The 26570-nt window shown below is 58.2% G+C and carries 26 protein-coding genes and 1 tRNA gene; 14 read left to right on the top strand and 13 right to left on the bottom strand.

The annotated features are described in order from the left end of the window. Positions 1–81 precede the first annotated feature (81 nt). The 6 genes from NXF97_RS05330 to NXF97_RS05305 form a co-directional block, all read right to left on the bottom strand. On the bottom strand, positions 82–738 hold the full coding sequence (locus NXF97_RS05330) for a 50S ribosomal protein L25/general stress protein Ctc (RefSeq protein ID WP_274955377.1): 657 nt from the start codon (positions 736–738) through the stop codon (positions 82–84). 93 nt (positions 739–831) lie between these two features. Continuing rightward, complete coding sequence (locus NXF97_RS05325) at positions 832–1791, bottom strand: ribose-phosphate pyrophosphokinase (RefSeq protein WP_022372371.1); 960 nt, start codon at positions 1789–1791, stop codon at positions 832–834. Positions 1792–2189: 398 nt separating this feature from the next. Further along, positions 2190–2264: transfer RNA gene (locus NXF97_RS05320), tRNA-Gln, on the bottom strand. Positions 2265–2303: 39 nt separating this feature from the next. Next, complete coding sequence (gene ispE / locus NXF97_RS05315; protein ID WP_274955376.1) at positions 2304–3218, bottom strand: 4-(cytidine 5'-diphospho)-2-C-methyl-D-erythritol kinase; 915 nt, start codon at positions 3216–3218, stop codon at positions 2304–2306. A 3-nt stretch (positions 3219–3221) separates the two neighbouring features. Then, on the bottom strand, positions 3222–3776 hold the full coding sequence (locus NXF97_RS05310) for an outer membrane lipoprotein LolB (RefSeq protein WP_074009663.1): 555 nt from the start codon (positions 3774–3776) through the stop codon (positions 3222–3224). Further along, positions 3773–5452 (bottom strand): tetratricopeptide repeat protein, encoded by a 1680-nt coding sequence (locus NXF97_RS05305; RefSeq protein WP_274955375.1) that lies wholly within the window; start codon positions 5450–5452, stop codon positions 3773–3775. The genes NXF97_RS05310 and NXF97_RS05305 overlap by 4 nt, the downstream gene beginning before the upstream one ends. Before the next feature lie 265 nt (positions 5453–5717). On the opposite strand from NXF97_RS05305, the gene NXF97_RS05300 reads away from it, so the two are divergent. The 14 genes from NXF97_RS05300 (at position 5718) to NXF97_RS05235 (ending at position 20799) form a co-directional block, all read left to right on the top strand. Continuing rightward, a complete protein-coding gene (locus tag NXF97_RS05300; RefSeq protein WP_022372375.1) occupies positions 5718–6608 on the top strand; it encodes a lysophospholipid acyltransferase family protein in 891 nt (296 codons plus the stop codon). Between the two features lie 20 nt (positions 6609–6628). Continuing rightward, entirely contained in the window at positions 6629–7504 is an 876-nt protein-coding gene (dapF, locus tag NXF97_RS05295; RefSeq protein WP_274956707.1) for a diaminopimelate epimerase, read from the top strand. Between the two features lie 24 nt (positions 7505–7528). Continuing rightward, positions 7529–8737: a class I SAM-dependent rRNA methyltransferase gene (locus NXF97_RS05290; protein ID WP_274956706.1), complete on the top strand. Its 1209-nt coding sequence runs from the start codon at positions 7529–7531 to the stop codon at positions 8735–8737. A 145-nt stretch (positions 8738–8882) separates the two neighbouring features. Then, complete coding sequence (locus NXF97_RS05285) at positions 8883–9887, top strand: CobW family GTP-binding protein (RefSeq protein WP_074010097.1); 1005 nt, start codon at positions 8883–8885, stop codon at positions 9885–9887. Between the two features lie 222 nt (positions 9888–10109). After that, entirely contained in the window at positions 10110–10529 is a 420-nt protein-coding gene (gene dksA, locus NXF97_RS05280; RefSeq protein WP_022372379.1) for an RNA polymerase-binding protein DksA, read from the top strand. A gap of 166 nt (positions 10530–10695) precedes the next feature. Further along, positions 10696–11256 (top strand): ATP-dependent protease subunit HslV, encoded by a 561-nt coding sequence (gene hslV, locus NXF97_RS05275; RefSeq protein ID WP_022372380.1) that lies wholly within the window; start codon positions 10696–10698, stop codon positions 11254–11256. 43 nt (positions 11257–11299) lie between these two features. After that, complete coding sequence (gene hslU / locus NXF97_RS05270; protein WP_074009668.1) at positions 11300–12646, top strand: ATP-dependent protease ATPase subunit HslU; 1347 nt, start codon at positions 11300–11302, stop codon at positions 12644–12646. A 165-nt stretch (positions 12647–12811) separates the two neighbouring features. Then, the gene (locus NXF97_RS05265; RefSeq protein WP_074009669.1) at positions 12812–13051 is read left to right on the top strand and encodes an ATP-binding protein; all 240 of its coding nucleotides are present in this window, start codon (positions 12812–12814) and stop codon (positions 13049–13051) included. Positions 13052–13148: 97 nt separating this feature from the next. Continuing rightward, positions 13149–14750 (top strand): transposase, encoded by a 1602-nt coding sequence (locus NXF97_RS05260; protein WP_274956705.1) that lies wholly within the window; start codon positions 13149–13151, stop codon positions 14748–14750. A 348-nt stretch (positions 14751–15098) separates the two neighbouring features. Next, positions 15099–16013, top strand: coding sequence for an acetylglutamate kinase (argB, locus tag NXF97_RS05255; RefSeq protein WP_022372383.1), 915 nt, complete (start codon positions 15099–15101; stop codon positions 16011–16013). Further along, the gene (locus NXF97_RS05250; RefSeq protein WP_274956704.1) at positions 16013–16774 is read left to right on the top strand and encodes a pyrimidine 5'-nucleotidase; all 762 of its coding nucleotides are present in this window, start codon (positions 16013–16015) and stop codon (positions 16772–16774) included. The genes argB and NXF97_RS05250 overlap by 1 nt, the downstream gene beginning before the upstream one ends. A gap of 319 nt (positions 16775–17093) precedes the next feature. Then, positions 17094–18371: an RNA-guided endonuclease IscB gene (gene iscB / locus NXF97_RS05245; protein WP_274956703.1), complete on the top strand. Its 1278-nt coding sequence runs from the start codon at positions 17094–17096 to the stop codon at positions 18369–18371. 27 nt (positions 18372–18398) lie between these two features. Then, a complete protein-coding gene (gene sppA / locus NXF97_RS05240; protein ID WP_274956702.1) occupies positions 18399–20234 on the top strand; it encodes a signal peptide peptidase SppA in 1836 nt (611 codons plus the stop codon). Positions 20235–20250: 16 nt separating this feature from the next. After that, complete coding sequence (locus tag NXF97_RS05235; RefSeq protein WP_274956701.1) at positions 20251–20799, top strand: NADPH-dependent FMN reductase; 549 nt, start codon at positions 20251–20253, stop codon at positions 20797–20799. On the opposite strand, the gene NXF97_RS05230 is transcribed toward NXF97_RS05235, so the two are convergent. The 7 genes from NXF97_RS05230 to napG all read right to left on the bottom strand — a co-directional run bounded on the left by NXF97_RS05230 (position 20760) and on the right by napG (position 26478). Beyond that, entirely contained in the window at positions 20760–21134 is a 375-nt protein-coding gene (locus NXF97_RS05230) for a type II toxin-antitoxin system RelB/DinJ family antitoxin (protein WP_274956700.1), read from the bottom strand. The two genes, NXF97_RS05235 and NXF97_RS05230, sit on opposite strands and share 40 nt — an antisense overlap. Before the next feature lie 160 nt (positions 21135–21294). Then, positions 21295–22308: a porphobilinogen synthase gene (hemB, locus tag NXF97_RS05225; RefSeq protein WP_274956699.1), complete on the bottom strand. Its 1014-nt coding sequence runs from the start codon at positions 22306–22308 to the stop codon at positions 21295–21297. 21 nt (positions 22309–22329) lie between these two features. Continuing rightward, on the bottom strand, positions 22330–22977 hold the full coding sequence (yihA, locus tag NXF97_RS05220) for a ribosome biogenesis GTP-binding protein YihA/YsxC (RefSeq protein ID WP_274956698.1): 648 nt from the start codon (positions 22975–22977) through the stop codon (positions 22330–22332). A gap of 146 nt (positions 22978–23123) precedes the next feature. Continuing rightward, positions 23124–24221, bottom strand: a complete 1098-nt coding sequence (gene mnmA, locus NXF97_RS05215) for a tRNA 2-thiouridine(34) synthase MnmA (protein WP_274956697.1) — start codon at positions 24219–24221, stop codon at positions 23124–23126. A gap of 150 nt (positions 24222–24371) precedes the next feature. Further along, entirely contained in the window at positions 24372–24803 is a 432-nt protein-coding gene (locus tag NXF97_RS05210; protein ID WP_274956696.1) for a nitrate reductase cytochrome c-type subunit, read from the bottom strand. Beyond that, positions 24803–25726: a quinol dehydrogenase ferredoxin subunit NapH gene (gene napH, locus NXF97_RS05205; protein WP_274956695.1), complete on the bottom strand. Its 924-nt coding sequence runs from the start codon at positions 25724–25726 to the stop codon at positions 24803–24805. The genes NXF97_RS05210 and napH overlap by 1 nt, the downstream gene beginning before the upstream one ends. Further along, a complete protein-coding gene (napG, locus tag NXF97_RS05200; protein ID WP_274956694.1) occupies positions 25726–26478 on the bottom strand; it encodes a ferredoxin-type protein NapG in 753 nt (250 codons plus the stop codon). Before napG ends, napH begins: the two co-directional genes overlap by 1 nt. Between the last annotated feature and the right edge of the window lie 92 nt (positions 26479–26570).

Genomic DNA, 26570 nt, shown 5'->3' with positions numbered 1-26570 from the left:
TGTCTGACGGCTGTCGCGGCGTATTTTGCCCGGGCACGTACCGCAGGGGTGCCGTGCCGCGGGCACGCGGCAGGTAAAGAATTACTTCTTTTCTGCTTCGCCGGCGGCGGGAGCAGCAGCCGGGGCGGCAGCCGCAGCGGGCGTAGCACCGTCGGCAGCCGGAGTCGCAGCCGCAGCAGCCGTGTCTTCGGTAATAACCGTAACCGTGGCGATCGGCAGATCCGGGGTGATGGCACGCACGCCTTCGGGGAGCTTGACGTCGGAAATACGAAGCGTCGTCTGGCTCGTCATGCCGGAGAGATCCACATCGATGAATTCCGGCAGGTTCTGAGGCATGGAGGCAACTTCCACAGCGCCCGCGAGGTGGCTGATGAAGCCCTTGTCGATCTTGACGGCCGGGCTGTTTTCGCCGCCGAAGAAGTGCAGCGGCACGCGCATCGTCACTTCGCTGTTCGGGTCAATGCGCTGGAAGTCGCAGTGCAGAACCTGGGGCTTGTAGGGGTGCATCTGGAAAGCACGCAGAACAACGAGCTCATCCTTACCGTCGAGCTGCATCGTGAGGATGGAAGCGTGGAACTTTTCCTTCTGCAGGTCGTAATAGATTTCGTTGTGATCGAGCGCGATAAGCGTAGCGTCAACGTTGTTGCCGTAGACAATGCCCGGCACTTTGTTTTCGCGACGCAGGCGGCGGCTCGCACTCGTTCCCTGCTCTTTACGCAAGACAGCGGTGAAATTCATTTGAGTTAACTCCGTTTGTAGGGGTTGAATAAAAGTGAAAAAAAAAGTCTGCCGCCGCGACCAGCGGCAGACACTCGGTCATTCCGAAACGTCTTACTCGTTAAAAAGTGCGCTTACGGAATCTTCCCGTGCAATACGGGAAATGGTTTCGCCCACCAGAGGCGCGCAGCTTAACTGGCGGATCTTGGGGCACTGTTCGGCTTCGGGGCGCAAAGGAATGGTGTCGGTGACGACCACTTCGTCAAGCGCGGAATTGGTGATGCGTTCAACGGCATTGCCGGAGAAGACGGGGTGAGCGGCGTAGGCAAGCACGCGCTTGGCACCGCGCTCCTTCAGGGCCCCCGCGGCGTTGCACAGCGTCCCCGCTGTATCAACGATGTCGTCGGTGATGACGCAGGTGCGGCCCTTGACTTCGCCGATGATGTTCATGATTTCGGCGACGTTGGCGCGCGGACGGCGCTTGTCGATGATCGCGAGATCAACGCCCAGTTCCTTAGCCATTGCGCGGGCACGCACGACGCCCCCGACGTCAGGCGAGACAACCATCAGATCCGGGTACTGGTGCGAGAGGATGTCGTTCAAAAGCACCGGGGTGGAGTAGATGTTGTCCACGGGCACGTCAAAAAAGCCCTGAATCTGGTCGGCGTGCAGGTCCATCGTGAGGACGCGGTCAACGCCCACGCTCTGAAGCATGTTCGCGACAACCTTCGCGGAAATTGCAACGCGTGCGGAACGCGGACGTCTGTCCTGGCGGGCGTAGCCGTAGTAGGGCATCACGGCCGTGATGCGGCGTGCGGAGGCGCGGCGCAGCGCGTCCACCATGATCATGAGTTCCATGAGGTTGTCGTTGGTGGGGGCGCAGGTACTCTGCAGCACGAAAACGTCGCTGCCGCGGACGTTTTCATTGATTTCCACCATCACTTCCCCGTCGGAGAAGCGGTTGACGGTCGCACGGCCGAGCGGAATGTTGAGGTACTGGGTTACCGCATGTGCCAGCTTGGGGTTGGCATTGCCTGAGAAAACCTTCAGGCTGTCAGGAACGACAGGAACCATGATCGTGAGCTCTTTTGGTTGATTTACCCGTCCGACGGATATGACGCGTCAGGCTTGCAAAGCGTTGTTATGGAAAAAAATCGGCCGGAAAGCAGCGGTGCCGTTCTCCGGAAAACGCAAGATTTTAACACCGAAGGCGTTTTGAATCAACGCTCAACACGCCGCAAAAAAACGGGAACAGCCGGTTTCGGAGGCGCAGAAAATCAAAAAACCCGCCAGGCGTCAATCGGCCTGCGGGTTTCACTCGCTTGCGCCCGCGTTAACGAATCGGGGCATCACCGCCTGCGTATGGGTTGTTATCCCGTCTGCGCAGGAACTCTCTTTCGATGACTTCAGCGACGACGCGAATGGTACGGAAATTTTCCGGCTTGTCAAGTCTTTTTGGAAAATTTCGAATTTGGCAGGGGGGATAGGATTCGAACCTACGATACACGGAATCAAAATCCGTTGCCTTACCACTTGGCTACCCCCCTGTCAGGAGTCGGCATTTTACAGGTTTTTTGCGGGAAACCTCAAAGCCAGTCATAAAGCGGGTGGCGCGCGAGAACCGAGGCGGTCCATCCGGCGTCGCCCGCTGTGAGGTTTTTGAGGTGCTTGAGAGCGGATTCTTCCGACACTTCCACGGCAAAAACAGCCGACCCCGATCCCGTCATGCGGGCTCCCGCACCCATGGCAGCGATGAGACGCCTGACGTCGGGGTTGCGCTTTACGACAACCGCGTCAAGGTCATTGTGCCCGAAAAGGCGGGGCCAGTGGGCTTGGATGTCGGAAGTGAGCGCCTCAACGGACACAGAGGGCGTATCGCGCTTGAGTTCCGGGTCACCGAAAATCCCGGCCGTGGCCGTGGGAACCGAAGGCATCGCAAGCGCAACACGCGCCGCGGGCGTCGTAACGGGCGTGAGAATTTCACCGATACCCCGGGCAAAGGCGGTTTGTCCGAACACAAAGAAGGGGACGTCAGCGCCGAGCGTTACGGCAATGGTTATGAGTTCATCGCGCGTGAGCCCCAGGGCAAAGAGGCGGTTAAGCGTGATAAGCGTTGAGGCCGCATCACTTGACCCCCCGCCCATTCCGGCGCCTGAGGGAATGCGCTTTGTGACGTGTATTTCAACGTCAAGGTTTTTTCCGGTCTTTTTTTCGAGGGCCCGGGCCGCACGCACACAGAGGTCGGCTTCCCCGGCTTCGGCCATGTCGCCGGTGCGCACCACACCGGAGGCGGCAGCAAGCCGCGTGAAACGCAGGGTGTCCGCAAGCGTTACAAGGCAGAAAAGGGATTCAAGCAGGTGATAGCCGTCAGCGCGCCTGCCGGTGACATGTAAAAAAAGATTGAGTTTGGCAGGCGCCGGAACCGTCACGGTTTCAACGTTGCCGGCCGGAAGAGGTACGGCCGCGAGGGTTTCCGGGCAGACGACAGGGGTGACGACCATGACTTAATTCTCTTTTTCAACGGTAAGCGCAATGAGAATCGCGCGGCCCGGATCGCTGCGGCGCATTCTTAAAACAGAGACCGCACTGCTTTCGCCCGCCGCAACGTACTGCAGGGTCCAGCCTGCCTGCGTAAAGCGCCCGAGCGTTTCTTTTTCGTGGGGCATACGGGGGCTCGCTTTCCCTTCAAGCCAGTCGGCAAGCACCGCAACCGGGAGCGAAAACCCGAAGGCTTCGCGCATGAGGATCTCTTCATTCGGGGCGGTGAGATCCTCCTGACCGTTACGTTCCACGCGGGCAGAAGTGGGCGTCACGTAAACGCGGCCCAAAACACCGGACAGAGGCGTCATGAGGTCAAGCTCATACGCATCGCCGGACTTCACGAGGCGGTATTTGCCCGCGGCCGTTTCGGTTTTTTTCTGTGTGGTGAGCTTTAAGGAAAAGCGCCCGGAATAAACGCGCGAGCCCGGCATCACAAGGCCCGCGCAGCCGGAAATCAAAAGCGGTGCCGCCGCGGCAGCGGCAATCACGGTGCGGCGGGAGTAAGTAACGGCGCTCATTGACGTTCTCCCTTTGCTTTGAGGGTCTGCATCAGGCGCTGCGCCGTGACGTTTTGAGGCGAGGCTTTTAAAACCGCCTCAAGATACTTTACGGCCTCCGTGTGGTTTCCGAGGCGCGCTAAGACTTCCGCAAGGTGCAACGCCACGTCCACGTCCGGATTCATCGAGAGGGCCTGCCTCAAGTACTGTTCGGCTTCCTTGAGTTTGCCCTGGCGGTACCTCAACCACCCCATGGAGTCGACGATGTAGCTGTCTTTGCCTTTGGATAATTCCATGGCTTTTTCAATAAGAGGCGCGGCATCCTTGGTTTTCACGCCGCGCTCAAGCCACATGTAGCCGAGGGCGTTGTAGCCGTTGGCGTCGCCCGGGGCGATTTCGATGTAGTGGGTTAAAAGCGCTTCGGCGCGGGCGCCCTCACCCGCGGCTTCCGCAAGCATCGCGGTGCGGTAGATGACATTGGGTTCGTGCGGCGCCGTTTTAAGGGCCTCATCCGCCGCCTGATAGGCGTCCTTGGTGCGGCCCGCCTTCATGTAAAGGTCGGAGCAGGCGAGGCGAAACTGTGCTTTCTTCCCGTTATCGGCCCGGATTTCCCGCAGCACCCGGCAGGCCTCGTCGGTGCGGTTCATGTCGGCAAGAATTTCGGCCTGCTTCATTTTAGAGGGCAGATATTTGTCGCCTTTTTCGACCTTGGCAAACCACTCGACGGCCTTCATTTTGTCGCCCTGCTGGAGTTTCACCATCGCCAGGCGCGTGTACGCGGCGTCCGGCAGATACCGCTCACCGTTTTCGGCCTTGGCAACCGCCACCAGGTACTTGTTGTAATAGAGCTCGGCGTCGGTGAAAAGCCCCGCTTCCTCGGCAATCGTGCCCAGCGCAAACATGGTCTGCGGGCTCGTGCCGTCCTTACGGTTGATGATGTCCAATTCGCGCTTGACGTCCTCAACCGTCCCCGTGCGGATGAGGGACTTCGCAAGCGCCGTTCTTACCGTAATGTCGTCGGGGTGGCGCTTTAAGAACTCCGTGAGGCGCCGCGTCGTGGCCGACGGATTGACGCGGTACTCAAAGTCCGCGCCGCTCATCAGAATCTGACTGTCGTCGGGAGCGTAGTCACTCGCCTTGACGGCGTGCTGCGCGGCCCTGCGCTTGTAGCCTGCGGCGTCCGCAGCAGCGGCGAGAAGCAGCTCAATGCGGGCGTTTTTCTTTACGTTGGCGGCAAGCCGCTCAAGGGTGGTGTAAAGCGTTTGGCGGTCAGCCTCGGGCCCCGCGGCATCGTAGATGCGCGCAAGCATCATCGTGGGCTGCTTTGTCTTTTTGAGTTCTGCCGTAAGGCGCTTTTCGGCCGCAGCACGCACGTCCGACTCTGTGCTTGCAAGGTCCTTGGAGGCAGTGAGAACCACCACGCGGCTGTTTTTGGGATCAAGCGTGTGCCAGAGTTCGAGCGCAATCTGCGCGTTTTCGGTGTTCCCGGCAGCACTCGCGGCGTCATAGGCGCGCCCGGCAAGTTCCGCGTTTTTGAGGCTTTGCGCCGCATTCATAAACTGCCGCCAGGCCTGGGGATAAAGCCCCCGCTGCAGCGCGATTTCAGCAGTGAGAACCGAGCGCAGGGCATCAGCCTCAATGTCGCCCGGTTTGTCCGCGGCCCAGGCGGCCGATGCCGCGGCAAGGGCGGTGCTCATTAGGACGGCGGCCACCCTTTTGCGCAGCCTGCGGGCTGCACGGCCGGAAAAGTAAGTAAGAGAAGAAGACATTGTGGACTCGGCGCTTTCCGGTATCGGTTGTCGGACTCGTGTCTTTTGAGTCCGGGCGCATGAGCGCCTCAGACTGTGTGAGGCGCTAACTATACCGCGCAGAGCCTGCGCGCCACCGCGTCTGTTGCAAAACCAAACGATCTCAGCGGCTAAAATGACGGGATTCCTTAGCCACTTTTGCGGAGTCTTCGTTTTGTCGATCACCGATCTGGCGGCCCGGTTCTGGATCGGTGCCGTCAAAAGCCTTGCTCATGTGCCGCTCGGGGCCCGAAAGGTCCTGGCGCGCGTCGTGGCGGCCGTGCTTTGGGTCGGTATTCCCAAACGGCGTCACGTGGCGATGACCAATCTCAGGGTCTGCTTTCCGGATAAGACGGAAGGGGAGCTTCGCGCCATTGCCAAAGCCAATTATGTGCATCTGGCGCGCGCAGCGCTTGACCACGGGGTGCTCTGGAACGGGTCGGCGCAAGCGGTCGGTAAGCTCGTCACCTTTGAAGGGCTTGAGCGGGTGACGGACAAAACCAACCGGCCGCTTATTATCGTGGCACCGCATTTTGTGGGGCTTGATGCCGTGGGCATTGCCTTTAACCTGCATGTGAGAGGCGTGTCGCTTTACCAAAAGCAGCGTAATGCCGCCTGGGATGAGGCGGCGCTCGCAGGCCGCCGGCGCTTTTCCGATCCGGTTTTAATTGCCAAGGGTGAGCACCGCAGGGGGGATCTTTTGGCTGTTGTGCGCGCCATGCGCCAGGGGCTTCCCTTTTACTATCTTCCGGACATGGATTTCGGCGCCCGCGATGCGGTCTTTGTGCCCTTTTTTGGGGAGCCGGCGGCAACGCTTGCGATGTGCGGAAGGCTCGCGCACGCCACAAAAGCCAAAGTCCTTTTCTGCGTGGCGGAGATGACGGAAACGGGCTACACGGCACACATCAGTGAGCCCTGGGAAAACTACCCCACCGGGGACGACGTGACCGACACGCGCCGCATCAACGCCGAACTCGAGCGCTGGATTCTCAAGCTCCCGGATCAGTACCTCTGGACGCACCGGCGCTTTAAAACGCGGCCCGAGGGCGCAAAGCCCCTCTATTAAATATTTTTCGAGACACACGCATGCGTCTTTCCTTTACCAAAATGCAGGGTGCGGGCAACGATTTCATCATGATCAATGCCTGGGATAAGCCCTTTCACGCTACGCCCGCACTCGTGCGCGCGCTCTGTGACCGCCACTTCGGCATCGGCTGCGACCAGATGCTGGTGGTTGAAAAGCCCGAGACAGCTCAGGCGGACTTTAAGTACCGGATCTTTAACTGTGACGGCGGCGAAGTCGAGATGTGCGGTAACGGCGCGCGCTGCTTTGCCGTGTACGTCCGGCATCTGGGTTTGACGGATAAAACCGAAATTGCCTGTGAAACCATGAAGGGCATCATCCGGCCGCGCGTTGAGGCCGACGGCCGCGTGACGGTTGATATGGGTGAGCCCGCGTTTGGGCCCGAGGCCGTGCACTTTAAGTCTGAGGGTCACTCGCACCTCACGCGCGATAAAGACACGCTCTGGCAGGTGAAAACCCCTGAAGGCGACGTCTGGCTTTCGCTCGTTTCGATGGGTAACCCCCACGCCGTGATGGTCTGCGGGGACACTGAAACCGCCTGCTTGGAAACGATCGGAGAAGCGCTTCAGAAGGACGAGGACTTCACGCAGAAAGTCAACGTCGGTTTTTTACAGGCCCTGTCGCGCTCTAAGGCGCGGTTGAGGGTCTACGAGCGCGGCGCCGGAGAAACCCTTGCCTGCGGCACCGGGGCGTGTGCGGCGGCTGTGACGGGGATGCGCCGCGGCATGTTTGATGAGGCCGTGGAAATCACGATGCACGGAGGAAAACTCCGGATTTCCTGGGCCGGTCCCGGGGATCACGTGTATCTCACGGGCCCGGCGGAAGTCGTTTTTGAAGGTACCGTGGAAACGGACAACCTGCCGGTGATGCCGGCCTGATTTTGCGTTGCGGAAAAAAAGAAAATGCTGGAAGTCTTTCTGAAAAAAGGGAAGGAAAAAAGCCTTCTGAGACGTCACCCCTGGGTCTACGACACAGCGGTGGGACGCGTGGCCGGCAAACCCGGCGTCGGCGAAACGGTGCGGGTGTTGGCCTCTGACGGCCGATTTCTGGGTTTTGGCGCCTATTCGCCGAGTTCAACCCTGCGCGTGCGCATGTGGGCGTTTGACGAAAAGGCCCCGGTTGAGTCGCCCGCCTTTTTTAAGGACAAACTCGCGGCGGCCGTCAGGGCCCGTGAGCCGCTTCTTGCGCGTACCACCGCGCGGCGCCTTGTTTTCGGTGAGGCCGACGGCATTCCGGGCCTTATCGTCGATCAGTACGGCGACTGGGTGGTGACGCAGTTTCAGAGCGCCGGGGCTGAGCTGCACTTAAGGGAAATCGCTGACGACCTGATGGACATCACGGGCGCCAAGGGGGTCTTTGACCGCTCGGACGCCGCCACCCGCAGGCGCGAGGGGCTCACGGTGAGAACCGGGGTTTTGGCAGGAGACGACCCCCCCGAAGTCATTGAAGTCGTTGAAGACGGCGTGAAGTACGGCGTGGACGTGAGAGTCGGGCACAAGACCGGGTTTTACGTCGATCAGCGCGAAAGCCGGCTTGCAGCACAAAAGCTTGCGGCCGCGTTTTTAAAGGAAACAGGCCGCCCGATGCGGGCCCTTAACTGCTTTTGCTACACCGGGGGCTTTTCGCTGGCGCTTGTCAAAGGCGGGGCCGCGCACGTTGTCAGTGTTGACAGCTCCGCCGAGGCCCTGGCCCAGGCCAAACGCAACGCCGAAATGAACGGGTTTAGCGACGACAGGTTAAGCTGGGTCGAAGACGACGTCTTTGAGGCGCTCCGGAAAATGCGCGACGCCGGTGAAACGTTTGATCTTGTGATTCTTGATCCCCCGAAATTTGCCTCAAGCCACTTTCACGTGGAGCGGGCGGCCCGCGCCTATAAGGACATCAACCTTAACGGCCTGAAGCTTTTAAACGCCGGGGGCCACCTCTTTACCTTCTCCTGCTCGGGCGCGATTGACCCGGATCTCTTTCAGAAGATTATTGCCGGAGCCGTCATTGATTCCGGCAAGGACGTCTGGGCGCTGGAGCGCTTTGCGGCCGGAGCCGATCACCCGCTTCTGATGACCTATCCCGAAGGGGAGTACTTAAAGGGGCTGCATCTTCTCGTGAGATAGCGGTTACAAAAAGGGCGTGCCGCGGCGCTTTACCCGCGGCATAATCCCAGGCAACTTTTTTTGGGGGAGAAGTTTTTCCCCGACGATTTTGACGAAGGACGCCAGCGGGTCATCGCGGCGTCTTTCGCGTCATGAGGACACAGTCATGCAGGAAGATAACCTCGGGCTCGCACCTGAACCTGAAATTCCGGTCACCATTCTGACGGGCTTTCTCGGGGCCGGTAAAACCACGCTTTTAAACCGGATTCTGAGTGAGGATCACAAGTACAAGATCGCCGTCATCGAAAATGAATTCGGTGAAGAGGGGATCGATAACGAGCTTCTCGTGCATAACGGCAAGGAGCAGATCGTTCAGATGAACAACGGCTGCATCTGCTGCACGATCCGCGGAGACCTCTCCCGGATTCTCACGGATCTGAGAATCCGCCGCGACAAGGGCGAAATTGACTTTAATTACGTTGTGATTGAAACAACGGGGGTCGCTAATCCCGGCCCTGTGTGCCAGACATTCTTTATGGACGATGCGGTCGCGTGCTTTTACCGCCTCGACGGCGTCGTGACGATCGTTGATGCCAAGCACGGCATGCAGACCTTGGACGAGCAGCCCGAAGCCAAGGATCAGGTGGGTTTTGCCGACCGCATCTTCATCAGCAAAACCGATCTGGTAAAGCCCGAAGACGTGGAAAAACTCAAGGAGCGCCTGATTGCGATCAATCCGCGCTGCCCCATTGAGCCGGTCAATATGGGAAACCTCCCGGTGGAGAAGGTTCTCAACATCTGCGGCTTTAACATGAATGACGTTTTGGATATTGATCCGACGTTTTTAACGGGCGTACATCACCATCACCACGATGACGTCTCCGCCTTTGTGTTTGAGTCCGACCGCCCCTTTGATGCACCGCGCTTTGATCAGTACATCCAGAGTCTGGTGGCCGTTTACGGGCAGAATATGCTCCGCTACAAGGGCGTGCTCTACTTCAAGCAGACCGACCGCCGCTGCGTGCTGCAGGGCGTTCATATGGTGTGCTCGGCGGACGTTTTGGGCACCTGGGGCGATAAAAAGCCCGCCAACAAGATCGTCATCATCGGCAAAAACCTGCCGCAGAAGGCGATTTTGGAGGGCTTTGCAACGTGTTTATCAGAGGAATAGATTAGTTTCTCTTTGATTTTTCGCTGAAAACGGCTGAAGTGTGCTATTGTCTGCACCCTTAAAGAAACGGGGAGTTTGGGTCGATCCACGAAAAGCCCTTGCGGGTACCGCGTTTCGAACCTGAAAAGGCTGTTTTCCGGCAGCCTGCAGTTCCCTTGTTTTTACTGAATGCGTCCCGTAGCCGCCGGCTGTGGGTTCCATTGTTTTTTCAAAGATACCGTCATGGCAACGAAGAAACTTTTGACCGAGCAGGAAGTCCTGGCAATGTCCGATAAGGACTACATGAACGACAAGATGCTGGAATTTTTCAAGCATCGGTTAAGCGTCATGGAAAAGGAACTTCAGCACAATGCCGACAAGACGACGGAAAACCTGCGTGCGACGACCGTTGTGCCCGATCCTGCCGACCGTGCCACGATCGAAGAGGAGCACGCGCTGGAACTCAGAACGCGTGACCGTGAACGGAAGCTGCTGAAAAAGGTACAGGCTGCCCTTAAGCGCATCGAAGACGGCGAATACGGCTGGTGCGAAGAAACCGGCGAACCCATCGGTGCGGCGCGGCTTTTGGCGCGTCCGACGGCCACTCTCTCGCTTGAAGCGCAGCAGCGGCGCGAAATCAAGCAGAAGATGTTCGGGGATTAATTGCCTGTTCGAACCGAATTCTGAGGCGCCCGTGCGGGTGCTAAGTTGCAAGGGAAGGTTGCGAGACCTTCCCTTTTTCTTTGAAGTTTCTTAATCTGCGGTGTTTAAAGCGGGCCGCACACTTTTTGACGGTGTCCGCTTCTGATTCACTGCGAACGAAAAAATAATGGAACAGTTTCACGGAACCACAATTCTGTGCGTGCGCCGCAACGGCGTCGCCGCGATGGCGGGCGACGGCCAGGTCACGCTCGGCAACATCGTCTTTAAGGGAACGGCCCGCAAGGTGCGCCGCGTCTATCATGACCGCATCATGGTGGGGTTTGCGGGCGCCACGGCCGACGCCTTTACGCTGGTGGAGCGCTTTGAGGGAAAACTTGAGAAGCACTCCGGGATTCTGATGCGCGCCGCGGTGGAACTGGCCAAGGAATGGCGCACCGACCGGGCCTTAAGGCACCTTGAAGCCATGATGATTGTCGCGGACAAGGACACGACCCTGATTTTGTCGGGTAACGGCGACGTGATTGAACCCGAGCACGGCATTGCCGCGATCGGCTCGGGCGGCGCCTACGCGCAGTCTGCGGCGCGGGCCCTTATGGAACACACCGAGATGAGCGCGGAAGCCATTGCGCGCGCGTCGCTTACGATTGCGGGCGACCTCTGTATCTACACCAATCACAACCTCACGGTGGAAACCGTAGGTGAGGCGCCTGAGGCCAAAAAGGCCTGAGTAAGACCATCCTCTGACGAACGAACAAAAAAACGAAAGATCTATGACCAATGCAATGATGACGCCGCGCGAAATCGTGAGCGAACTCGATAAGTACATCGTCGGACAAAATGATGCCAAGCGCGCTGTGGCGGTGGCCCTGAGAAACCGCTGGCGGCGTTCGCGTGTGGCCGAACCCCTGCACTCGGAAATCACGCCCAAAAACATTCTTATGATCGGGCCCACCGGTGTGGGTAAAACCGAGATTGCCCGGCGCCTTGCCAAACTCACCGATGCCCCGTTTGTAAAGACCGAAGCCACGAAATTTACGGAAGTGGGCTACGTCGGCCGCAACGTCGAATCCATCATCAAGGATCTGATGGAAGCGGGCATGAAACTCATGCGTGAGACGCAGAAGAAAAAAGTGCAGGTGCAGGCAAGAGAAGCGGCGGTTGAGCGGGTGCTTGATCTTCTCGTGCCGCCCGCAACGGCCGTGACCGATGAAAACGGCGCACCTGTGAAGCCCGCCGAGAGCGTGGCCCGCCGGCGTTTCCGCGAGCAGATCCGAAACGGTGAATTGGACGACAAGACCGTGGAAGCCGAGGTGCCTGCCGAGGGTCCCGTCTTTAACGTGCTTGCACCCGACGGAATGGACGACATGGAAAATCAGCTGCAGGGCTTTTTTGAAAAGATGCAGCAGCAAAACCGTGAAAAGCGCCGCATGAGCGTAAAGGAAGTGCTCGACATCTACACCGATGAAGAGTCGGCAAAACTGATTGACAAGGGCGAGACCACCCGCGACGCGATTGCCAATGTGGAAAATAACGGCATTGTCTTTATCGACGAAATCGACAAGATCGCCAAGGGCGCGGAAAACGTATCAGGCGCCGACGTCTCGCGCGAAGGCGTGCAGCGCGACCTCCTGCCTTTGATTGAAGGCACGACCGTGCGCACGAAGTACGGCTGGGTAAAGACTGACCATATTCTCTTTATTGCTTCGGGGGCCTTTCACCTCTCCAAGCCTTCGGATCTCGTGCCGGAACTTCAGGGGCGTCTTCCCGTCCGCGTGGAATTAAAGAGCCTGACGGCCGAAGACTTTGAAAAGATTCTCACGTCGACGGACTGCTCGCTTGTGAAGCAGTACCAGGCGCTTTTAAAGGCCGACGGCGCCGAAGTCACCTTTACCCCGGAAGCGATCCGCTCCATTGCGCGTTACGCCTATGAAGTGAACGAGCGCACCGAAAACATCGGTGCCCGCCGGCTTCACACGGTGATGGAAAAGCTTTTGGAAGACGTAAGCTACGAGGCAGGCAACACCGCCACGGTGACGCTAGAAGTCACCGAAGCCTACGTGGTGGAAAAACTCGGGGAACTCGCGGGCAACGAAGATTTGTCGCGCTACGTGCTTTAAGTTTTATTCGAAGCAGAAAAAGCGGCCGGTTGAGAAGACTCAGGTTTTCCCGGCCGCTTTTTTGTTGTCCGGACAAATCGGCAGACAATGGTCCAAAGCGGCAAAAGCTGAAATCCTTGTTTAAGGTGATTTTGCAGAATTTCTGCAAAATCAGGGGAATTTGTCATGTTGCTTTATTTTTCTGCCGCAAACGACAAGTCTTTCCGGGAGCCGTTTGTGTTTTCCATGGAACCCGCACCCAAACAGAAAGGACTTGACTACAGTGTGTTTTCGGAAAAAGCGGGAAAGGAAACGGTCCGCGGCCTGTGCTCGTCCGTGATTTACGGACCCAACGCCTCAGGTAAGACCAATATCATCGGGGCGCTTGACATTCACAGAATTTCCCGCAGGAAGCCCGGGGCTTGAGCCCCGGGAGGAATGCGGGCTTTCGAAATTTTTTAATCTTGTCCCAAACGCAGCCAAACCATGCACATAGTTTTCGCTTAAGGTATATTCAGCTGCTATGAAATCGCGCACACCGTCCTTTGTCATCGAGCTGGGCCTGAAAATCGGAGAGGATCAAGAAAGTGCACTGGAGACCTACTTCTCCGATGCACGCCAGCTCTTCAATGCTGTTCTTGGAACGGCAAAGAAACGCGTGCGTGCCATGAAAAGCACTGAAGCATGGAAGCTGACGGCCGCGATGCCCAAGGGCAAAGACCGTAACAAGCGGTTTAAGGAAATACAGAAGTCCGCTCGCCTTTCCGAGTATGCCCTGCATGATGTCGTGAAAGAGTACCGTGCCAAGGGCGGCTTTACAAAGCGCATCGGCATCAACGAAGCGCAGAAAATTGCCACACGTGTCTGGCAGGGCATTGAGCGCTGGCTGCTTCATCAGGGAGGTCAGCCGCGGTTTAAGAGTGCTAAACGGGGCTTGCACAGCGTTGAGGGAAAATCAAACAAAACAGGGTTGCGTTGGAAGGCTAAGACGTGGACGCTCGAGGTTCTGGATCTGGTGATAAAGGCTGAAGCGCCGGATGCCTGGCAGAAAGAAGCTCTTCTTTCAGCAACAGATCCGTCCGGCTTTAAGCGTGTCAAATACTGCCGTCTTGTCCGGCGGATGATCCGCGGCCGTATGCGCTACTTTGTTCAGCTCATTGTCGAAGGCGTACCGCCCGTCAAGCACGTTTATGCTCCCAAGGATCTCAAGGTGGCTGTTGACCCGGGCCCGAGGACCATGACGTTTTACAGCCCCGAGTGGCAGCAAAAGATTTTGGTGAGCGCGGGTACTGTCTCTCAGGAAAAGGAGATTGCGCGTCTTTTACGTGCCATGGACCGCTCCCGCAGAGACACGAATCGGGAGTGCTACAACGCGGACGGCACCGTTAAAGCCGCCGGAAAAAAGATTGTCTGGAAGGAATCCAAGACCTATAAGGCAACAAAGGCAAAACTTGCGGATCTGTACCGCCGCCAGGCGGAAACCCGCCGTTGCCTGCACGGCGAAGTGATTAACCAGGTGTTCGGCAGGGCCGGCACCGTCATTGTGGAGAAGAACTCATACAAAGCATTTCAGAGAGCCGGATACGGCAAGAGTTTAGGCAAAAGCGGTATTGCAGGATTGATAACCCGGATGACAAGTAAGGCTGAAAGCGCCGGCTGTTGTGTGGTGGAAGTCAGTCCCCGGAAACTGCGCCCGAGTCAGCACGATCCCGAAACGGGAACGTACCGTAAGAAGGCTCTTTGGGAGAGAAGTCATCAGTTGGGAGACACGGACTGGTACATGGACCGCGACCTTGCGGCCGCCATGAACCTGTATTTTGCGGATCCCGCCACTGACAGCTACGATCTGAAGGCTGAGCAATCAGCGCTTGCGAGGCTCAAACAAGTCTCAGGGAACGCCGGATCAGTAGTGCAGTACAAACCAGCGAATCGGCAAGACGAAGCAGTCCTTCGCCGGAACCGACGGATCGAGCTGATGAAGCCCGTACCCGTAGAGCGGTTGCGTTTTAAATGTTCCTGTGGTGCAGGGGACGCCCGGGCAGACAAGGCCTCAAAAACCTTGGCTGTTACGGGAAAGCCTGCACCGTGTCAGGAAACCCCGCGCTTTCAAGCGCGGGTTGTTTAGCGCAAGAAACTTTCGCTTCTTGAGAAGCGAAAGATGTTTTTAACTGAACTGAGAAAGGAGGGCCGCGATTCCTCCCGCGTCTGAAGACGCGGGTTTCCTCGCGGAATTTCTATGAAAGGGCGTTACGACGCTCTGCCCGGAGCTGACTTGAGCCAGGTGCTTCAGAAAGCAGTCGCAGAAGAACCGTAATACGGTGTGATGCCGGCATTTTTGTACGCAATGTTTGCACGGGCGCGGCGGCGCTCTGCTATACAATGCGGGCAATGCAGAAGACAGAGGATTTCGAATCTCGCGCGACCTGCAGTGTCAGTTTTTCCGATCCACCTGTTTTGTGGACACATCTGCGACATGATCCCGGTTGACGCATCTGCTCCGAATACTCAGCTTGTGCCTGCCTTTTTAAAGGCTGAGGTGCTTTCCGAAGCGCTTCCTTATATTCAGCGCTTTCACGGTAAAACCATCGTCATCAAGTACGGCGGCAACGCCATGACGGATCCCAAACTGCAGAAGGCTTTTGCCCGTGACGTGGTTCTTTTGAAGCTTGTCGGCATGAATCCCGTGATCGTGCACGGCGGCGGGCCCCAGATCAACAACGCCTTAAACCGCGTGGGTAAGGTGAGTCAGTTCGTGCAGGGTATGCGCGTTACCGACCCCGAAACGATGGAAGTCGTTGAGTGGGTGCTCTGCGGTCAGGTGCAGGGCGACCTCGTTCAGATGATCAACAGTTACGGCGGTCACGCCGTGGGCTTAAACGGCAAGGACGGGGGCATGATCACCGCGCGGCGTCTGAAGCTTCAGGACACCAACGACCCCAACGTCTACCACGACATCGGTCAGGTCGGGGAAATTCAGTCTGTGAACCCGTCCGTGGTGCAGGCGCTTGAACAGGATCACTTCATTCCCGTGATCAGCCCGATCGGCATGGGTGAGGACGGTCTTGCCTACAACATCAACGCCGACGTGGTGGCAGGGCGCATTGCCGAGACCCTTAAAGCCGAAAAGCTTGTGATGCTCACCAATACCCCGGGTGTCCTGGATCGCGACGGCAATCTTCTTTCCGGCCTTACCGCCTCCGGCATTGATGCGCTCTTTAAGGACGGCACGATCTCGGGCGGGATGCTTCCGAAACTTGCCTCAGCCCTTCAGGCCGCCAAAAACGGCGTGAGAAGCGTGCACATCATCGACGGGCGGGTGAATCACTGTCTGCTTCTTGAAATTCTCACGCCGCAGGGGGTGGGTACCATGATTAACGCGGACAAGTGATGACACCGGATCTGCTGCATTTTGAGGCCCGGCCCCTACCGCGCACGCCCAAGGTTTGGCTTTTTGACATGGACGACACGCTTTACTGCGCATCAGCCGGCATGTTTGACGCCATTCACTATGAGATGCGGCACTGGATTGCCAAAGCCCTCAGTATCCCGGTACCCGAAGCGCAGGCAAAGCAGGAAGCCTATTGGGCACAGTACGGTGCGACCTTTATCGGGCTGGCCCGTCACGAAGGCATTGATGCTGAAGCCTTTTTAAACGCCGTGCATCACTTTGACGTGGAGGCGCTTGCGAGAACCCGGGTGCCGGCGGCTTATCTGCGGCGCGTTCTTGTGCGCTTGCCCGGCAAAAAGTTTCTGCTCACCAACGGCCCGCGCGACTACGCGCACCGGGTGCTGCGGCACCTTGCGGTTGAGGATGTGTTTTCAGGCGAAATGACTTCAAGCGACATGCATGTGCTCGGACGCTGGCGCTGTAAGCCCGATAAGACATTGCTGGTGAGAGCGGCAGCCATGGCCGGGGTCAAGCCCCGCGACTGTGTGCTTGTTGAAGACAGTCTGAGAAACCTCAGGGCTGCCAAAAGCCTCGGGATGCTCACGGTCTGGTGCACGGGTAACGCCGGACGCAGCAGGGCGGTTCAAAAGCCGGTGTGGGTTGACAGCGTGATTTCGACTGCCAAGGACCTGCCGCGCCTGTGTCTGCATAAGCCTGTTGCTGAAGCGCATTTTCCCGTCATCGACGGGCGGTATCATTAATTATTCCGCAACAGCCTGCGTTTTCCGGAGTCTCTGGTCAACTACCCCTGACTGAAGTCAGAGACTTGGCAACAAGTCTTGGTTGACTAGCCTCAGTCCGTTTTCGGACGGACTCCGTTGGTTGGGAATCCGTTCCGTCGCAAGACGGGACGCAAACAGGCACCGCGGGATGTCGATCCTAGCCCCGCACTCTGCGGTCTGCGGTTAAAAGCTCTGAGAGGTAGGAGCGGTGCTTCAGACAACAAACCCCTTCCAACATTGGCGAAGGATCACCACCGACCGCAAGGTCGAGCAGACGGAGCCCGTGAGGTATCCGTCAATGGAGAACACTTTGAAAGTTTTTGTGTTGAATATGCGCGGGCAACCGCTCATGCCGTGCTCCCCGCCCAAGGCGCGTAAGCTGCTTCGGGCCGGGAAGGCCGTGCCTGTGCGCCGAACGCCCTTTGTGATTCAACTGACGGTGCCGACGGGCGAAACCAAGCAGCCGATCACCTTGGGTGTGGATGCGGGCTACAAGCACGTCGGCCTGAGCGCAACGACCGCCAAGGAAGAGTTGTTGGCTTCCGAGGTCGAACTGCGGCAGGACGTGACGGGCTTGCTCTCGGATCGCTTGGCACTTCGCCGCGCCCGACGCAACCGCAAGATGCGCTGCCGTGCGCCGCGTTTTGACAATCGCGTTCGATCAAAGCACAAGGATTGGCTTGTGCCGTCCGTTGAAAACCGCATCCGTGCCCATCTTTCGCGCATCGAGGCTGTTTTGCGTCTTCTGTCCGTCACCTCCGTTACCGTAGAAACGGCGGTGTTCGATATGCAGAAGATCAAAAACCCGGAGATTGAAGGCGAAGGCTATCAGCAGGGCGAGCAGCTTGGCTTTTGGAACGTGCGCGAGTACGTTCTTTTCCGCGACGGTCACGTTTGCCAAGCCTGCAAAGGCAGATCGAAAGATCTGATTCTCAACGTGCATCACATTGAGAGTCGGAAAACGGGAGGCGACGCGCCGGGCAACCTCATTACGCTCTGCGAGGCGTGCCACAAGGCGTATCACGCAGGCAAGTTGAAGCAGTTCAGTCCCCGGCGCGGCGCTTCTTTCAGGGCAGAGACTTTCATGGGCATCATGCGTTGGACGGTGCTCAACCGCCTGCGCGAGCGCCATCCCGAATTGCCTGTCACGAATACCTACGGGTATCTGACAAAACACAAGCGCATCGTCGCGGGCTTGCCGAAGACGCATTGCGCGGATGCTTTCTGCATTGCTGGCGTCCTCGACGCAAAACGTCGGGGCGAATACCTGTTTCAGAAACAGACGCGCCGCCACAATCGCCAGATCCACAAGCTGACGATTCTCAAAGGCGGTGTGCGCAAGAGCCATCAGGCTCCGTACCTAGTGCACGGCTTCAGGCTCTTTGACAAGGTGCTGTGCAAAGGGGAAGTCGGCTTTATTTTTGGCAGACGCTCCTCGGGTGCATTCGATGTGCGCCGTCTGGACGGTACAAAGATTTCTGCCGGTATTTCCTACAAGAAACTTTCGCTTCTTGAGAAGCGAAAGATGTTTTTAACTGAACTGAGAAAGGAGGGCCGCGATTCCTCCCGCGTCTGAAGACGCGGGTTTCCTCGCGGAATTTCTATGATCAGTATTCTCAAAGGCATCCTTCACGGGTGCTGGACGCTTCTGGACTTTACACGCCGGGCGTTCATGAACCTTATTTTCCTCATTGTTCTGGGCGTCGTGCTCGGCTGGATTGTGCTTGCGCTGCAGACGGAAAAAGCCGCACCCGGCACGGTACTGGTGATTCCGGTTGAGGGGGCGGTAGTGGATTCGCGTCAGTCGGCTTCGCGCGAGAGCCTTCTTGCGCGCCTGACTTCCGAGAGCCCCCGCGAGACGCTGCTGCGTGACGTGGTGGAGGCGCTCGATCTCGCGGCCGCGGACCCCGCTATTTCCGGCGTTTTGATGCGGCTCGATGATCTTTCCCGCATCGGCATGGCGTCGATTCACGAAATCGGCAACGCCATGGACCGCTTTAAGGGAACCGGCAAGCGCATCACCGTCTGGTCCGGCGGCTTTTCCCAGCGCCAGTACGCCATTGCCGCGCACGCAAGCGACGTCTATCTGCACCCGATGGGGCAGGTGATGCTCACCGGCGTGGCAAGCTCGCGCCTTTACTGGGGCGAGCTTCTTAAAAAAGCGGGCGTCACGGTACATGTCTTTAAGGCCGGGGCTTATAAGACGTTTCCGGAACCCTATGTGCTCTCGGCGCCTTCCAAAGAGTCTCTGGAAGCCGACCGCTACTGGATGACGGACGCATGGGCGCAGCTCGCTGACTCCATGCAGCGGGCAAGGGGTTTTATGCCCGGAACCATTTCCGAAATGATTGATACGCTTCCTGCGACGCTTAAGGAACTTGCGGGCGACATGAGCGCCGTGGCGCTTAAGGCCAATCTCGTTGACGGTCTGAAGACCCGCGATGAGGTGAACGACCTGCTGGTCGAGCGCCAGGGCGGCAAAAAGGGAAAAGACAGCTTAAGAACCATCGACTACCGCGATTATCTGGCAGGCAGCCCCGCCTCTGCCGCCAAGGGTAAATTCATCGCGGTTGTGACGCTTGAAGGTGAGATCCGCGACGGCAATTCCGGCTTCGGGGGCGTGGGCGACAGAACGGTTGCCGATCAGATCCGCGCCGTGCGCCTTGAACCGGATGCCGTAGCACTGGTGCTGCGGGTTGACAGCCCCGGGGGGAGTGCCGTGGCAAGCGAAATGATCCGCCGCGAGCTGGAGCTTGTCCGCAAAGACGGCAAACCCGTCGTTGTGAGCATGGGGGATACGGCCGCAAGCGGCGGCTACTGGGTGTCCCTGGCCTCTGACGTGATTGTTGCCGATCCCATGACGATTACCGGCAGCATCGGCGTTTTTGGCATGATGCCCACGTTTGAAAAGACCCTGGAAAAACTATTCGTCGGTACGGGCGGCGTCTCCACGACGTGGCTTGCGGACGCGCGGGATCTCTCGCAGGCGATGGATCCGCGGTTTGAAGCGGTGATGGGCCTGACGGTTGAAAGAACCTACCGGGACTTCATTTCTTTGGTTGCCAAGGCAAGAAAATTGCCGGTTGCCAAGGTCTCGGACCTTGCGCAGGGCCGTGTCTACACGGGGCGCCAGGCCGCTCAGCTCGGGCTTGTGGATAAGCTCGGGGGGCTTGAGACTGCCTTTGATGAAGCTAGACGCCTTGCTAAGCTTGATGCCGCTGTAAAGCCCCTGTGGGTGGAGCCGGAGACGTCCTTTATTGACTTCTGGATTGACAGGCTCACCGCGCAGGCCGCAGGTGTCTTTGATATCCGCGGCGCCGTGCGTGAGGCGGTCGGTATCGATCCCTCGGTCATCAAGCCCGTTGTGACGGATTTTTCAGGCCTCGTGCGCCTGCCACAGGAGCCTCTGGCGCACTGCATGTGCCAACCGAATCTGTAAGTTTTGGGAGAAAAAAGTGAAGAAGGTTCTTTTCGTTGTCGGCTCTCTGAGAAAAGATTCCTTTAACCGACAGCTCGCTCAGGAAGCCGCGGCGCATCTGGCAGGAAAAGCCCAAACCGCTTTTCTTGATATTGCGTCCGTGCCGCTTGTGAATCAGGACTGTGAAAACCCGGTACTGCCGGCAGTGGCTGAGCTGCGCCGCAAAGTGACCGAGGCCGATGCGCTCTGGATCATGACGCCCGAATACAACCACAGTTATCCCGGGTTGCTTAAAAACGCAGTTGACTGGCTCTCGCGCCCGAGCGATCCCTCCGACCCCGAACGCAAAACGGCGCTTGCCGGCAAGATTGTGGCAGTAAGCGGCGCCGCAGGCGGCAGCGCGGCCTCTTTTGTGCTTGCCAAACTGACGGAGCTTCTCATGTTTGTGCGCGCTGACGTCGTTGAACCGCAGTGCGGTGTAACGCTTGACCGTGAGGCCTTTACGACCAATAAGCTCACGCTCAAAGACAGCGAAAAGGCGACGCTTCAAGCCGAAGCCGACGCGTTGCTTGCAAAACTCGCCTGATACTCAAACGGCGGCCGTTTGCTGGCTGAGGTTGAGGCTAAGCCCGGATGTCTTCTGATGCCCGGGCTTTTTGTTGCCTTCCGTGAGCTGTGTGCTTCTGCATCGCTGTGCGGGCCTGACTGTCGTTCCATCCGTTCTTTGGCTTTCAAAAGACAGGCCGGGTTTTCAGCGGAAAAGAAAGGATCGGCTTTGAGCGGAAACGGCATACCGTTAGAGCGGACGGCCTGTTTAAGAAAAATCGTGACGGCGGTTGAAAGCGGCATGGCGATTTCGGCAAAGAGCATCTCGGCCTGCACCTTGAGGTTGTCGTCAATGCGGACGGACATCTGAGCCATGGCGGTTTTCTCCTTTGGTTATCCCGCGCATTGTGTCTGATGTGCCGGTCGTCTGCATGGTTTTGCACCAAAACCACCCGGAAAATAAAGCCCGGAAACCGTGAGGCCTCCAGGCTTTGTTGTCACAGCGGAAAGCGACAGGCTTTCCGCTTGTCAGGCATTAATAATGCCAGCCTTCCTTGAGCCAGCGGGCAACATCCAGAGCACAGTACGTGAGGATGCCGTCGGCACCGGCGCGCTTGCAGCAGATCATCGTTTCCATCGTGATGCGCTTTTCATCGATGGCACCGGCCTGAGCGGCAAACTTGATCATGGCGTATTCGCCGGAGACGTGGTAGACGAAGGTCGGGGCCATGAATTCGTCCTTGACGCGGCGAACCACATCAAGGTAGGGCATGCCGGGCTTGACCATCACCATGTCGGCGCCTTCTTCAAGGTCAAGACCCACTTCCCAGAGGGCTTCGTTACTGTTGGCCGGATCCTGCTGGTAGACGGACTTATTGGACTTGCCGAGGTTGGAGCTTGAACCCACGGCGTCGCGGAACGGGCCGTAGAAGGCGGAGGCGTACTTGGCGGAATAGGCCATGATGCGCGTGTGAATGATGCCTTCACGGTCAAAGGCGGCGCGGATTTTGCCGATGCGGCCGTCCATCATGTCTGAGGGCGCCACAACGTCGGTGCCGGCGCGGGCCTGCGCAAGCGACTGCTCGATGAGCATCTCAATTGTTTCGTCGTTGAGAATATAGCCCGTCTCATCGATGAGACCGTCCTGGCCGTGTGTGGTGTAGGGGTCAAGCGCAACGTCGCACATGACGCCTAAGTTCGGGCAGGCCGCCTTAATCGCGCGCACCGTGCGGGGAATCAAACCGTCGGGGTTGGCGGCTTCGCGGCCGTCAGGGGTTTTGAGGTTATCTTCAATGTGCGGGAAAAGGGCCACCATCGGAATGCCGAGGCTTTCCATTTCCTGGCACAGCGCCACCATCTCGTCGATCGTGTAGCGGTAGACGCCCGGCATCGTGGGGATGGGTTCACGGTCGTGCTCGCCTTCCTTTACAAAGACAGGAAGAATCAGGTCGTTGGGGGTGACCACGTTTTCACGCATCAGACGGCGCGAAAAATCATCGTGACGCATGCGGCGCATGCGCTTCATCGGATACTGACCTAAAGTCTGCATTTTGTGTGTCCTTCTAAAGTATCAGGAGAGGCGCCCTTCGGGATCAATCCACGAAAGAAGCGTCTCCTGAAGGGGTTCCACCCCTTCTTTTTTCAAACCGGAAAAAAGCTGTACGAAAATATGCGGTCCCGTTTCGCGGGCGCGCTTTTGCGCGGCGGCAAGAACCTTTGCGCGTTCGGCGCGGCTGATCTGGTCGCACTTGTTGATGAGCCAGAGCTGCCGCACGTGCGTCTTGTCGGAAAAAAAGTGAATGAGCCATTCATCGGCCGGCATAAAGGGGCGGCGGGCATCCATGACGATCACCACACCCACCAGACTCGGGCGTTCGGCAATGTAGCCGCCAACGAGCGACGTCCAGCTTGCCCGCATCTGGGGGCTCGCCTTGGCGTAACCGTAACCGGGCAGGTCCACGAGAAACGCGATGTCTTCGCGCCCGGCTTTTTTCCCTTCCCCGGTTTTGCGGGAGAGGTTAAAAAAGTTCACCAGCTGCGTGCGGCCCGGCGTTTTGGAGGCAAACGCAAGCCTCCCCTGTCGGGTGAGCACATTAATGGTGGTGGATTTGCCGGCGTTGCTGCGTCCGGCAAAGGCAATCTCGGGCAGTCCGGCCGGGGGCAGTTGATCGACCTGCGCGGCGGACGTCAGAAAACGGGCGGATTCAAACAGCGACACGATGAAACTTTCCTAAAACACGTCAGGCACAGACAATATCCTGTGCCATTAACCCTGTATGGTATCAGGACTTTCTAACACGAAAGTTAAGTTTTTTTGCTCAAAAAACCTTGTTAAAGCTGAGAAAAAGCCTGCCTTTCGGGCAATCATGCTTCAAAGGGCGCAACAGTATCGATAAAGCCTCCGCCGAGACACACATCTCCCGCGTAAAGCACGGCGCTTTGCCCCGGGGTTGCCGACCACTGCGGATCGGGAAACGTGAGGCTCATGGTGCCTCCAGCCGTATCTGCGGCGGCAATGACGCAGCTGCCGTCAGGCGCCCTGTAGCGGGTTTTCACCGTTACGGGGTCTCCGGGCAAAGGCGCTTTTCCCGACACCCAGCTGCAGTGCACGGCGGTCAGCGCCCTTGTGAGAAGCCTCGGATCATCGTGCCCCTGCACGACGATGAGCGTATTGGTCTTGAGATCCTTGCCGGCAACAAACCAGGGTTCGCCGTTACCGTCGCGGCTGCCGCCGATACCGAGGCCCTTGCGCTGCCCGAGCGTGTAAAAAGCGAGGCCCATGTGCCTGCCGACGGTGCGTCCGTCAGGCATCTTGATCGGGCCGGGTTCGGTCGGCAGGTAGCGGTTTAAAAATTCCCGGAAAGGGCGCTCGCCGATAAAGCAGATCCCGGTGGAATCCTTTTTCGCTGCTACCGGGAGCCCGATCTCGCGGGCAATGCGGCGTACGTCTTTTTTGTACATGGCGCCCACGGGGAAAACGGCCTTGGAGAGCTGCGACTGGTTGAGCCGGTGCAGAAAGTAGCTCTGATCCTTACCCGGATCGGTGCCTCTCAGTAGTTCAAAGCCGTTTTCCGTTTCACGCACCTGAGCGTAGTGGCCGGTCGCGATATGATCCGCCCCCATGCGCATGGCTTCGTCCAAAAACGCCTTGAATTTAATCTCGGCGTTACAGAGCACATCGGGGTTGGGGGTGCGGCCCGCGGAATATTCCCGCAAAAAGTCGGAAAAGACGCGCTCCTTGTACTCCTTGGCGAAATTGACCGCCTCGAGGTCAATGCCGATCACGTCAGCAGCGCTTGCGGCATCGATAAAGTCCTGGCGGCTTGAGCAGTATTCGCTGTCGTCATCGTCTTCCCAGTTTTTCATGAAAAGCCCGGTGACGTTGTAGCCCGCTTTTTTCAGAAGGTAGGCGGACACGGCGCTGTCAACGCCGCCGCTCATCCCGATAACCACATTACGCATTGTGCAGAGTGCCTGATTTTTCAAAGAAATTTGAGCCTCAAATTATAGAGGCCGAAAGGAGGCAAAAAAACGCAAAACGGCCCAAGGCCGGAGAGAAGGCCATCCTCCCCGGCTCCGGGCCGCTGCTGTCGGTCAGAGCGCTTAAAAAAGTTAATGCAGCGTTCCGACGAGGGGTTCCACCTCAGCCTGCGGTGCGTGGCAAAGCAGGCACTCGTAGCGCGAGGGATGCATCACTTTCTTGCCGTCCACGGTCGTCCAGTGGGTTTCGGGCATTGCAACGGGCTCACCCTTTACTTTCTTTGCGCCGATTTTCGCGGTATCAGCGTGGCACATCATGCAGGGGTTGGAGTTCTTTGTGATGTGGAAGTTCTTCACATCATGCGGAATCATTGCCGGCATCCCGTACTGCGTTTCGCGATAGAGGCCCCCGTTCATCGTAAAGGGCTTGGGCGAGGGCGTGGCAAAAGGCGAAGTCTTCTCAAGGCTCATGCTGTCGATGTCGACGGGCTGAGGGCTCGAGCAGGCACCGATCAAAGCAACGGCGGCCACGGCCGCGGCAAGGGTAAGAATACGTGCTTTCATCATTGTCTCCTGTTGGTTGAATTGTTTTCCGTGTCCGGGAGAACCGCAATCACTTTGCGGCCCAACGGACGCACGCCGAACGTGAGGGCTTTTTCCGGACATACCGCGACACAGCGGCCGCAGTTGGTGCATTCCATTCCGGTGATAAAGCCGCGTCCGGCAGCTTGGTTGAAGTTGATGACACCGGGTTCGGGGCAGACTTTCAGGCAGTCCCCGCACCGGGTGCAGAGTGAATCGTTGAAAACGGGTTTGATGACGCCCACCTTCCCGGCGCACGACCAGAAGGCTCCCAAAGGACAGAGGTGTCCGCACCAGCCGCGGCGGACAACCAGCAGGTCCAGCGCGAAAACACCCAAAACGGCACTCGCGCCCCCGAGGCCGAACCCCCAGATGACTTCGCGCCAGAGCCAGGCCTGAGGACTTATCCACTCAAAGGCAGCGGACCCGGTCACGGCGCTCGCAATAAGCGCGCCCAGCGCCACCGCATAGCGGGTTTTGCTGCTTAAGCGCACCCAGTCGGTTTTGATCCCGAGCTTAACGCGCACCCAGTCGGCAAAATCCGTCACGGAGTTCATGGGACAGACCCAGGCGCAGAAACTGCGGCCTCCGAGAAGGATGTAGCCCGCAAGAACAAGAAGGGCACCGACGATGAGCGTCACTTCCGGCATAAGCCCTGCGGCAAGCTTTTGGATGAGCGCAAAGGGATCCGAGAGGGGAATGGTCCCCAAAACGAGACTCGCGCTTAAGTCACCCGAGAGAATCGGGCGCCCCAAAAGCGTCCACCCCAGACGCGCCGTTCCTGCAAAGAGCGCAAGAACCGCAAGCTGCGCGATGCGCCTTGCAATCTCAAAGCGGTACCGCACAAACCAGCCCGACAACGACTTCGGGGGCTCGGCGTGACGCACGGCTTTTTTCTGTGTCATCACAGGCCCTCCTCAGAGTTGAGGTAGTCAAGACCCGCAGGGGCGACAGGCGCGGTTTGTGGTGCCGCGTCTTTGGCCGGAATATGCGGGTGATGCGGCTGGTTGGTTTTCCAGCTTAAGCGGTAATGTTCGCCGATGCGGCCCAAAAAGCTCTTACGCTCAAGAATGTTGATCGCAGAAACTTCCGTGGGGCAGCTCTTCGTGCACATGCCGCAGCCCGTGCAGTGATCCGGATCGATCGTGGGCACAAAAACGGCGTGCTTGGAGATCTGACGCGGATGCGGCACGAGCGTCAATGCCTTGTCGCGCACGGGGCAGACGCGCCAGCAGACTTCGCAGCGAAGGCCCTGCCAGGACAGGCACGAGACGGGATCAACCGCGGCAATGCCCATTTGCGCTTTTTTGATGTCCTTCATCCGGCGGTCAAGAGCCCCTGACGGGCACACTCTCACGCAGGGGATGTCTTCGCACATCTCGCAGGGCACGTCGCGCGGTACAAAGAAGGGGGTTCCAGCCGGGGCAGGATCCCCGATACCGGCGAGTTTGAGCGTCCCGAAGGGGCATGCCTTTACGCACAGCCCGCATTTGACGCACAAGTCCGTAAAGTGCGCGGTTGCTCCCGGCGGGGGCGGAGCCCACGCCGCGGACCGGGCCTGGCGCACAAGTGCGGTCATGCCGGCAGCGGCCGCAAGCGCCACACCTGCGGCCTCAAGCGTAACTCCCAGCGCTTCGCGTCGAGTGACTTTAAGCATTGTTACTGAACCTTAGGGGCGTAGGCGAAAGGGCGGGGCGTATTCCGCCCGAGTCCCTTTCTTTGGCGCATCCCGCAGACACTGTCCGCAGG

Source organism: Duodenibacillus massiliensis (assembly GCF_928721995.1).
Lineage (GTDB): Bacteria > Pseudomonadota > Gammaproteobacteria > Burkholderiales > Burkholderiaceae_F > Duodenibacillus > Duodenibacillus massiliensis.
Note: the sequence above shows the minus strand (reverse complement) of the source record. Positions and strands in the feature narration are given on the sequence as shown.